The 10,637-nt window shown below is 47.7% G+C and carries 6 protein-coding genes; all 6 read left to right on the forward strand.

Annotated elements, in window-relative coordinates; all coding sequences use genetic code 11:
- The first annotated feature begins 74 nt into the window (after window positions 1–74).
- The 6 genes from Q1V85_RS13380 to Q1V85_RS13405 all read left to right on the forward strand — a co-directional run bounded on the left by Q1V85_RS13380 (window position 75) and on the right by Q1V85_RS13405 (window position 9,985).
- Window positions 75–1,820 (forward strand): helix-turn-helix domain-containing protein, encoded by a 1,746-nt coding sequence (locus Q1V85_RS13380; RefSeq protein WP_300600721.1) that lies wholly within the window; start codon window positions 75–77, stop codon window positions 1,818–1,820.
- Between the two features lie 700 nt (window positions 1,821–2,520).
- Entirely contained in the window at window positions 2,521–4,551 is a 2,031-nt protein-coding gene (locus tag Q1V85_RS13385; protein ID WP_300600723.1) for a M43 family zinc metalloprotease, read from the forward strand.
- A gap of 513 nt (window positions 4,552–5,064) precedes the next feature.
- Window positions 5,065–6,525, forward strand: a complete 1,461-nt coding sequence (locus Q1V85_RS13390) for a hypothetical protein (protein ID WP_300600725.1) — start codon at window positions 5,065–5,067, stop codon at window positions 6,523–6,525.
- 271 nt (window positions 6,526–6,796) lie between these two features.
- Window positions 6,797–8,479: a hypothetical protein gene (locus tag Q1V85_RS13395; RefSeq protein WP_300600727.1), complete on the forward strand. Its 1,683-nt coding sequence runs from the start codon at window positions 6,797–6,799 to the stop codon at window positions 8,477–8,479.
- 693 nt (window positions 8,480–9,172) lie between these two features.
- Window positions 9,173–9,706 (forward strand): response regulator transcription factor, encoded by a 534-nt coding sequence (locus tag Q1V85_RS13400; protein WP_300600729.1) that lies wholly within the window; start codon window positions 9,173–9,175, stop codon window positions 9,704–9,706.
- Between the two features lie 12 nt (window positions 9,707–9,718).
- Window positions 9,719–9,985, forward strand: a complete 267-nt coding sequence (locus tag Q1V85_RS13405; protein ID WP_300600731.1) for a hypothetical protein — start codon at window positions 9,719–9,721, stop codon at window positions 9,983–9,985.
- The last annotated feature ends 652 nt before the right edge of the window (window positions 9,986–10,637 follow it).

Below are 10,637 nucleotides of genomic sequence, written 5' to 3' on the forward strand. Positions count from 1 at the left end.
TCAACTTCCGGCTTGTGGTTACCAGCTAAAATCACTGCTGCAATTGGTTATTAAGGCAAAATGAGAAAAGGGATATGGCGATTTTTTTTCAGTACCGGAATAAGTGTAAACCAATTATTAACCAGGCAAATAAGCGCAGGAGCAGTAAAGCCTGCTTTTTTTCTTTCTTTTCATGTAAAGCATATAGTAAAGTATTGTTTTACTGGTTCTGTACGGCCGTTCTCCTGGTGTCTTCCAGGGATGCCCGGGCCCAGGATTCGATCGCGTTCGACAAAATTTACAACAGAATTTCCAAGGAAATAGCCCCCAAAGACCTACCCGCCGCATTGGCTGCGGCCGACTCGTTGTACGGGGCCTCTCACAAAACGGTGTTGCGCATCCGGAGCATGATGCTGGTTGCAAGGTTGTACCAGCAGAAAGAGGATATTGAAAAAGCCATAGAATATGCGCAAAAGCTGGAGAAACTGGCCGGGGAAACGGGCGACTACGCCTGGCAGGCAAAAGGGAACGCATACCTGGCGGGCCTTTACCGCATAACGGAGCTTTACAACAAAGCCCGGGAATATTCGGAAAAAGCCCTGAAGATCATACCCAAAATTGCAGATCCCGAGCAGGCCAACAATACCCGGGGCCTGTTGCTGCAGGAGCTGGCCTTCAGCAATATGGATGGGGAACACAACCGGCAGGCGATCGGGTACCTGCAACAGGCAGGGGAGAGTTTCAATAAACTGAAAATTAACAGGGATTTTTTGCTCCGGAGTAATGAGCGCCTTCTGGGCGACAACTACCGCCTGCTTAAACGCTACGATACGGCGCTGATACACTATAAGCGGGCAGAGGCATTGAGCTCCGGGATCCCGGCCGACTATATCACCGGTTTATTGTACAAGGGCATGGCAGAAACGGAACTGGAGAATGGAAACCTGCCGGAAGTGAAGCGCTACCTGGATAAAGCGGAGCAGGTAGCCGATGCATCGCAATATTTACAGATAAAGGAAGCCATTTACGCGCTCTCAAAAAGATATTACGCGCAGGTAAAGGACCAGGAAAAGCTGGCTGCGGCCCGTGAAAAAAAGGACTCGGTAACCGGCGAACTCCTGGATAAAAGAGCCGAGCTGCTGGATAAAACCTATCGAAAACTGGAACAAAGAGGCATAAAGGCTGAGCAGGTCAGTAATGTAAAAACAGGGGTGATCCTCGGCGCTTTGTTGCTGCTTGTTTCCTGTGTTGTCTTTTTTATCCTGTACCGCCGGAAAAAGCACCGGCAACTGGCCCAGTTTGAGGCCATCCTGGAGCAGCTGCGTAAAAAGGAAAAGGAATCATCCCTGGCACCGGAAGCAACTCCGGTAACAGAGGAGCTGCACGATGAACCCGTTGTGGCTGAATCACTCACAGCGCAGTTGCCGGTTGCAGAAAGTCCGGAACAGCGCCCGGATGCCCCCGAAAAAAGGATCATGCCCGAAGAAACCGAGTTAAGGCTCTTGAAACGGCTGACAGATTTTGAACAATCGGATCTTTTCCTGGATGGTGGTCTTTCTTTTTCGTCGCTGGCTACCAGGCTGAATACCAATACAAAGTACCTTTCTTATCTAATTAAAGTACATAAAAAGGCCGACTTTAACGGTTATATCAATGAGCTTAGAGTAAACTATATTATTGAAAAACTAAACCATCACCCGGAATGGAGGCACTATAAGATCAGTGCCCTGGCTACGGCTGCGGGCTTTTCTTCCCATAGCCAGTTTGCTGCGGTATTTAAAACATTTACCGGGTTATCACCCTCTGTTTTTGTGAAATACCTGGATAAGGTACACGAGTGATAGAGCGCGTTCTTTTCTTTTGCCGGTGCCTGCATGGAAAAATTACCCCGGCGACCACCCGATACTATCGATTTTCGGGATTTTTGACAGACAAGTCTTCCCGCAAAAGAGTCCGGTGCTGTTTTGGGTGGTATGTTTGTGATTGCGATTCCCGGTCACCGTTGCCAGCAGGATCTTCCCTTTTACTGTCTCTTTTATAGTGTTTATATATATGCGGTAGCAACCGTGCGCCGGGAAGCGCTGCGTAACACCGTGTAGTAATATCATTTAAAGCTGCTTTTTCAAAAAATACTAAGGGGCTGCCTATGAACCGGGGAGTATTTCTTTACTCCCTTTTTTGGCTGGGTAAATGATTCGGGAAGGGTAGGCTTTTTTAAAAATGGTTGAAACGTTTTTTTTGTAAATATTTGGGTATTAAAATTTTGTGATTTTTTAAACTTGGGTATGCTACTGGTTTTCCGGAATTTTGGTAGGGCCTTTTTTGTTAATAGATGGCCGCCCCGGTAGTTTCGTGGCTACGCCCGGCCGCTGTAATACTTCAAGCGCCCTTTAGTAAAGTTTGAAACCTCAGTAGCCTGCCATGAAATCATTGTGCAAACTACCAACTGGTAGTGCGGTATCTTTTTGAAGTTCTAATACCCGTTCTCTGCCGGATGGGTCTGTATATTTTTATTATCTATCATACTAAGCCTCCCTGCTTATGAGCACTTTTTTTAAGAAAAATCGTTCGTTTTTAATCGTTCTGCTGTTATTGTTGTCCGTATCCCCAAAAGCAGGTGCCCAAAAAAAGGAGGTATGCGGCTTTGATGCGCGACTTAAACGACAGATGGCCAGCCCGCAGATTGCACAACAGATTATAGCGGCCGGAACAGCAATAAGCCGTAAACAGGATGTGTTGAAGAATTTGCGCCAGACCAGTAAAAACCGGGAAGTACTTCCGGGGCCCGTGTACCAGATCCCCGTGGTGGTGCATGTCTTATACCGGCCTGCGGACGCTGTCCCTGGTGCTCCCGGCACTCCGAACGCCTATGACGATAATTCTACGGATCATCCTACGGATGCAGCTATTAACAGTATGATCAATTTCCTGAACCAGGTATACGCCGGGCAGTATGCATCCGGGGGCATCAGCACACCGATCCGTTTTGTGCTGGCCAAACGGGACCCCAATTGTAATGCAACCACCGGTATTGTACGAACAAAGGTTACGGATAGCCGGTATGTAGCGGATGGACTCCGGGATGGCAGTACAGGGCCCGGCATGCCTGAGGCGGAACTGCTGGCCCTGAGCAAATGGCCGCGGAACGAATACTATAATATCTGGATCGTGCATAAGATCGGTGATGGGGGTACCAATGGGTATGCTTATTTTCCCAACCGGTATAACGAAGAGGATGGCACCGTACTGGATGCACGCGTGGTAAACGGCACCGCCTTAACCCTGCCCCATGAAATAGGACATGCTCTTGCGCTGTACCACACTTTTGAAAGCAAAACCAATGGAGACGAAGAATCCATTTGCCCGGTAAATGCCAATCCGAACACCGATGGCGATGAGGTGGCCGATACCGACCCACATAAAAAATCCTGGACCTGTTTTGCCCCGGGTACAATCAACGATTGTACCAACCAGGCATGGGGTAATTCCCGTACCAATATCATGAGCTATTTCAGCTGTCGCGACCGGTTTACCCCCGGTCAGGGTGATCGGCTGCAGGCCACAATGCTTACGGAACGCTATAGTTTAATTTCCTCACTTGGGGATCAGCCACCATCCGGAATAGCTGTTACTTCCATCGATCATAAAACAGTGGTGTCTGAGCCGGATAACGGGTTTGGGATGGGGCCCCTGCTGGTAAAATTGAATACGATGTACTACCAGTCGGATGCATACAGATCCACATCAAAGATTGCCTATGAAGACAAAACCTGTACCATTGGCACCACGCTGTCAAAAACGGGCAGTTATACCATCGAAGTGTCAACGGGGTTAAACCAGCAGCGGGTTAAAGTATGGCTGGATCTGAATAATGATGGCTTGTATGGTTCGGGTGAATTAGTGGGAAGCAGCAACCCTTCAACGGGCGGCGATTATACACATAGCATTGCCATACCTCCGGCGGTATTAAGTAGCGCAACCGTATTGAATACACCGTTACGTATGAGGGTGGCGGCAGATTATGGCGGCAGCCCGGATTATAGTTATAATTCTGAACTGGAATATGGCCAGATGGAAGACTTTGCGGTTACCATTACCGATGCGGTGCTGCCCGTACAGTTTGGCGTCGTTACTGCGGTGCTCAATAATGGATTGTTAAAAGTGAACTGGACATCGGAAAGCGAGGTAAATAATGAAAAATACCTGGTACAGGTATCAAAAGACGGGAACATCTTCTATACGATCGGCGAACAAAAATCCCTTGCACCTTCGGGTAATTCCGATACAGCTGTTGCATATAGTTTCTCTATGGGAATGGATCGCTTAGGTGTGGCCCTTGCCGGACTGGCATTGCTGGGGCTGCTTTCTTTCCCCGCCGGCAGCAAAAAGAAATACCGGGTATATATGGCGGCACTGATGGTTGTGGCTGCATTGATAGCAGGACATTCCTGTAATAAAAGGGAAAAGGAATTTACAACAGGTACCGGAGGCGATCTGTATGTAAGAGTGGCGCAGGTTGATAAGGAAGGCAGTATTGGTTATTCAAAAGTAGTAAAGGTGATAAAAGAATAATGTTCAATAGGCCGCCTGTTGATGACCGGTGCTGAAGAATGGTATAAGGCTGCATCGCAACATGACCTTTAGCCCGGTCATGATCGCTGCCCGGTTTTTGATCCTACCCAGGTGGTAAACAAACCACCATGAAACCGGAGGGAGGTTGGGCTGGCCCCGCCCGGTAAATCCGTTGGATGATTCTCGGTTTTTTTACTGCCGGCATCCGGCACACCTGCGGCTAATGGCAACAGGAATCGGAGGGATGTTTAATAACAGGCCCTATGATCCTGGTATGAATGAAACCGGCAATGCAGACAATAAAAAGAAACGACGGCGGGAGGGCCGGCCGCTTTTTTATGGATCGCACAGGTGATAAACATAGAATGGTACGTTACTCAACAGTTATTAAAATAAATAATGAATAGCTGGATGTATTTTATATATATAGAGTGTTTATATTTACAGGGTAAAAGCCTCGTTACGGAAAATGCACCGGAGGCCTTGCAAAAACCCTCTAAAATCCTAGCGCTTATGAGCCGATGTCTTTTTTCCCTGGTGGCACTTATTTGCAGCCTGTATACCTATAGCCAGTGTGGCACAAGTATTACTACGGGCGAATTCAATGGTACTTTTGGTACGACTACCGTTCCACGGGATCTGCAGACACCTCCGGGAGGGGGGTATAGTTTCGGAAGCGGAAACCAGGGAGGGCAACCTGCGGGCAGATATGCGGTTATCAGTAAAAGTTATTACCCGAACTGGCATTCCACTTACATGGGCATCTGGTCTTATGCAGGCCATACAACCGGGTCTGATGATGATGCTTACCTGGCCGTAAACGGTTCCACCAGTATCGGTTCATTTTACAAGGAAACGGTGTCCTTATCAGCTGGCGCTACATATACCTTTGGCATCTGGCATGCGGCTGCATTCAATGGCTCGCTCTACGGCCTGGAAATACGGGTATATGAAGGTACGCCTACTCCTACATCAACGCCCATTGCCAGGGCACAAACCGGCACTGTTAGTCTTGCTGCCTGGACACCCCTGTTCCTGAATTTTACCACCGGCGCTGCCGGAGATTATACGATTCAACTGTTAAACTCGAGCACTGCGTCCGGTGGCAATGACTTTTCCGTGGATGATATCACACTGGTGGCCAACGCCACCTGCAAACCGGTTGCTTACCCTATCATCAAGGATGTTAAAAGTGGGCCCACTACAGTGAACCTGGGCGATAAGCCGCTTCGGGGCAATGAAACCGGAGATACGCAACATGACTGGATAGGCGGTAGTGCCACCATTAGCAGTCTGCCCACCAATGGTTTTGTATTGACCTATGACGGGCATGTGATTACCCAGGCAGATATAGACGGCGGGGGATATGTGATCGCCAACTATGATGCGGCTAAGTTGTCCATTGCTCCGGGACCAGGTACACCTGGAAATGCGACGAGCACTTCCTTTTCCTATGCGGTAAACGGAAAAAATGCAAGAAGCGATGATACTACTTATACAGTAAACTTCGCCGTGCCCCTGCCTGTTACATTTGGTACTTTTACTGCCAGCCTGAGCAATGGAAACCTGGTTATAAACTGGACTACCGGGTCGGAAGTAAACAATGATCATTTTGAAATTGAGGCGTCTGCAGACGGAACCCATTTTACAACCATCGGCACTGTAAAATCATTAGCCCCGGATGGCAACTCAACAGATGCCATCCAATACCGGTTCAGCGTGGATATGTCCTCAAACTTGACTGCACTGGGATTGGGCGTGTTGATATTGGGTGGCCTGGGGATTTGCTTCCGCCGCAGAAGCCGGATGCCCTTTGCATGCTTAATGGTATTGGGACTGGCCGCCACCATCGGGGGGTGCAGAAAAGCGGGAGAGAAAGTTGCGGATGATAGCAAGCTGTATATACGGGTAGCGCAGGTAAACAAGGACAATACCCGGTCGTACTCGAAGGTAATTATGGCGGTAAGGGAATAAGATACTGCTAACGATTGTGTGCGCAATGCAGTAAAAAGATTTGTTCCGCCCCATCATATGAAACCAAAAATAGTGTTCAAAAACGGTAGCGGTGGTTTTTCGCGTTTTTTAAATAACAGATGCATGCCACCCAATAATATACTGCAACCGAATGCACCGGCCGCGGAAGCGGCTTAAGTCCGGTTATACAAATACCCTTCAGCAGGGAAGCGAACTCACACTGACAATTCAATAAAACATGTTTTCAATAACCTCTAAAAATTTAAATTCTATGAATCGGATCTGCCTCTTACTAACCGTTCTTTTTCTTAGTTTGCAAACTTATAGTCAGTGTAATAAATGCGGCCCCCTGGATGATATGGATGGGGATGGTATTTTAAATAAGGATGACCTGGATGCGGACAACGATGGGATCCTTAATATTTATGAGTGTAACAAGTCTAATTTTTTTTGGTCGAACCCACCCACCATCAGCAACTCGGCTGGTGGGCCCTATAAGGCTACCGGCACCATTAATGGCATCGGATATACCTATAGTTCTTCACATTTCATAGAAACTACAGGTAATGTATTTTCTCATGGAACCTTTCCTGCAAAATACGCCGTGCCCAATCTGAATCCTACGATCAAGAACACCCAGGCAACCAGCGATACCCTCCGGTTTGCCAGTCCGATGATGAACCCTGTGCTGGTGTTTGCTTCGATAGGGGCCTCAAATACTTCGGTTCCGATCCTGTTCGGCAACGATATCCAGGTAGAGTGGTCAACGGGGGTTACACAAGATAATTTAAGACAGATCACGGGGAAAGAAGGATACGCCATCGTTCGTTTGAAGGGGACCTTCAGTATGGTGACTTTTCAGTATCTGAAAATTGAAAATTGGTGCAATTTTGTATTCGGTGCCGATTTCCAGGACTGCGATGATCTGGATGGGGATGGCATTCCCAACTACCTGGATACAGATAGTGATAACGACGGCTGCCCGGATGCGATTGAAGGCGCGGCAAACTTTACCGCAGCAGATCTCGACGCCAATAGTATGCTCACGGGTGGGGTAGATGCTGATGGAATACCCCTGGTGGCCGGAACAGCCGGTCAGATGCCCGGATCGGCTTATACCGTTAATGTAAATGCCTGTGATCCGCTTGCCTACCCGGTTATAAAGGATGTTAAAGCCAGCCCGGTTGCTGTAAGCCTGGAGGATAAACCATTACAGGGGAGCAGTACAATTGAAACCGGCGGTGCTCAAATCAGCTGGAAAGGACGTGCAGTAACCATTACCAGTATACCTACTAACGGTTTTGTGCTAACGTATGACGGGCATGTAATTACGCAGGATGACATAGATGCAGGGGGGTACGTAATTGCCAGCTATGACCCCGCGAAATTGTTCATTGCTCCGGGAGACGGCGCACAAACCACTTCCTTTTTCTATGCCGTAAATGGCACCAATGTAAGAAGTGCGGATGCGAAATATACTATAAATTTCTCCCTGCCGCTGCCTGTTACATTCGGCAGTTTTGCAGCCAGCTTTAAGAACGGCGCGCTGATGGTAAACTGGGCTACGGAAACGGAAGTAAACAATGACCATTTTGAAATTGAGGCGTCTGCAGACGGAACCCATTTTACAACCATTGGTTCTGTAAAATCGCTGGCTCCGGATGGTAACTCAAAAGATGCCATCCAATACCAGTTTAGCAGGGATATATCCTCAAACATGACGGCACTGGGATTGGGTGTGCTGGTATTGGGGGGACTTGGCTTTTGCTTCCGCCGCAGGAACCGGATGCCCTTTGTGCTATTAATAGCGGTTGGATTAGCTACTACCATTGGGGGCTGCAAAAAAACGGGAGCGCAGGCTGCGGATGATGGCAAACTGTATATAAGAGTAGTACAGGTAGATAAAGACAACACCCGGTCTTACTCAAAAGTGGTGATGGCGGTGAAGGAATAACTTTTTCGTAGTTGCAGTTTTAAGAAAAAAGGGGCGCCTTGTGTGCTCCTTTTATTTTGAGGTGATGCATCAGTGGTACTGCCCCGCCTTATTACTGCGCATACCAGGCCGGTATCTTTTTATCAAAATGGCTGTTTTTATAAATGGTTTGTGGTGATATAAACCATGACTTGCGCCACGGGCCGTGTGCTCACTGACAGGGCATAACTTATAAAGCTATTTTTGATACCCGTTCCTTATCAACTCCCGTTAACCGTACCGCATTTCTTAACGGTACATGCATTAACCCGCAGATGTGATGGTTCTTTTATTGGTCCATTAATTGAGCGCCGGAACAATCTGCGGGGTCTTTATCGCATAACCTGTCAGATTTCCGGAATTTTTGTAGATTCTTTTTTGGCAGGCAACCAGATCACGGATAGTTTTGCGCCGGAAACAATGGAACCCTATCGCTGGTTATGTTGTTTTTATCAGCAGCTGCCGGCAGCAGTTTTCATGCTGTATGCGCTGTAATTTTAAAGGGAACGCGATATTCAGGCGGCCTCTTTGATCACGGATCGGCCGGCCGCCTGTTGCAACTGCACCCATGCTCATCTCCCCCTAATCCAGAAGCTTCAAATGCATGTCCCCGGGGCAATGCAAATGAGCTGTTATGATCAATTTATAACCCAATAAGGTTTGGTAAAAATGGATATGCGAAATCAACAGGAGGCGGGGAAAACGGGATTCCGGTACAAGAGCAGGATGAATGCCTTTTATGAAGGCCTGCCGGGTGCGCCATACGGAAACCTGCGAAACGAACGGGGGAGCGGCCGGCGTCCGGCAGCAAAAATTACCATTGCCATTGCCGATGACTGTGCCATTCAACATAAGATCTGGGGGTTGCTGATCGGCAGCCATACCGCTCTGGAGCTGGTATGCCAGGCCTACAACGGGCAGGAACTGATCCACCAGATTGAAACCTCTGCCCTGCTCCCGGATATCTGCATCCTGGATCTGGAAATGCCAGTGATGAACGGGGTGTGTACCGCAAAACGTTTATCGCAACGCTTTCCATCCATAAAGATCTTTGGCTATTCATCTTGCGAGGATGACGGCCTGAAAAAAGAAATGCTGAAGAACAATGTGATCACCGTTTTTTCGAAAACAGAAAACAGGGTACTGTTGCATACGATCAGTCAATTAGGAAATACGGCAACGGTTACCGGTGCTTCCTGTAATTCATAAACACAAACATTGGTGAACAAACAAAAACTGCTCCATTCCATTTATGTAGCCATGATTTCCTATAGGCGTTTTGTGCGGTTGAGCTGGACGCGTATGCTGGTAGCATTGTTCATCCTGTTGTCCTTAACGACCGGGGTGCTGGTGTCTTATAGCTTCAATATAACAGAAGCGGCGGAGTTGAAGCCCGGTGAATCATCTTCTGTGTATTGGGAGCGCAGGGACATAAAAGGCAATAAAGAATCTTCAAAAATAGTTAAAGTAGTCAGTGATGTAAAGTAAGTTTAGAGGGCTAATAAGAACATCCCCCGTTATTCTTAACCCAGGGGTGTTCTTTTAGATTTAACGAAACGGTAGTCAACAAAGGAGATGTACAAGCGGGAGGTTGTTTAAACCTTCATCATATTTTCATCAGATTTACGGGGATATTTTTCAAGGGTTACATACGCTCAGCGTTCATCTGCATATCTTATGGCCACAGATGCGCAGATGATGTATTATGGGATCCCCATCGTCAATACATTTTTAGAGCCGCAGATGTGCAGATAAGGCTTTGTGGGGAGTATGGTGGTCATCCACACAATTTTTATAGCCACCGAAATACACAGCTAACGCTTTAAGGGAGACCTTTTACCTCCCGGATCAATGCTAATGCTTTTTTCAGATTGTGCAGGCGTTAATCAGTTACCCCTATATTTTTATAGCCACAGATGCGCAGATACTGCATGGAGGGATCATCGGGCTTCATTCGCATTGCGACCGGAGACACCTTGTATTCGCCGCAAATTGCATGGCTATTTTTTGCAGATCGCGCAAGTGCTCCGCGGCCGTCAACACATTTTTACGATCACTGATTCCCGTATCCCCGCCCGGAGGATTGGTTTTTCGATATAAAGCCCCAATCTGTGCATCTGTGGCTATATCGATTCACTGA

Source organism: Niabella sp. (assembly GCF_030150205.1).
In the GTDB taxonomy this organism is placed as follows: domain Bacteria; phylum Bacteroidota; class Bacteroidia; order Chitinophagales; family Chitinophagaceae; genus Niabella.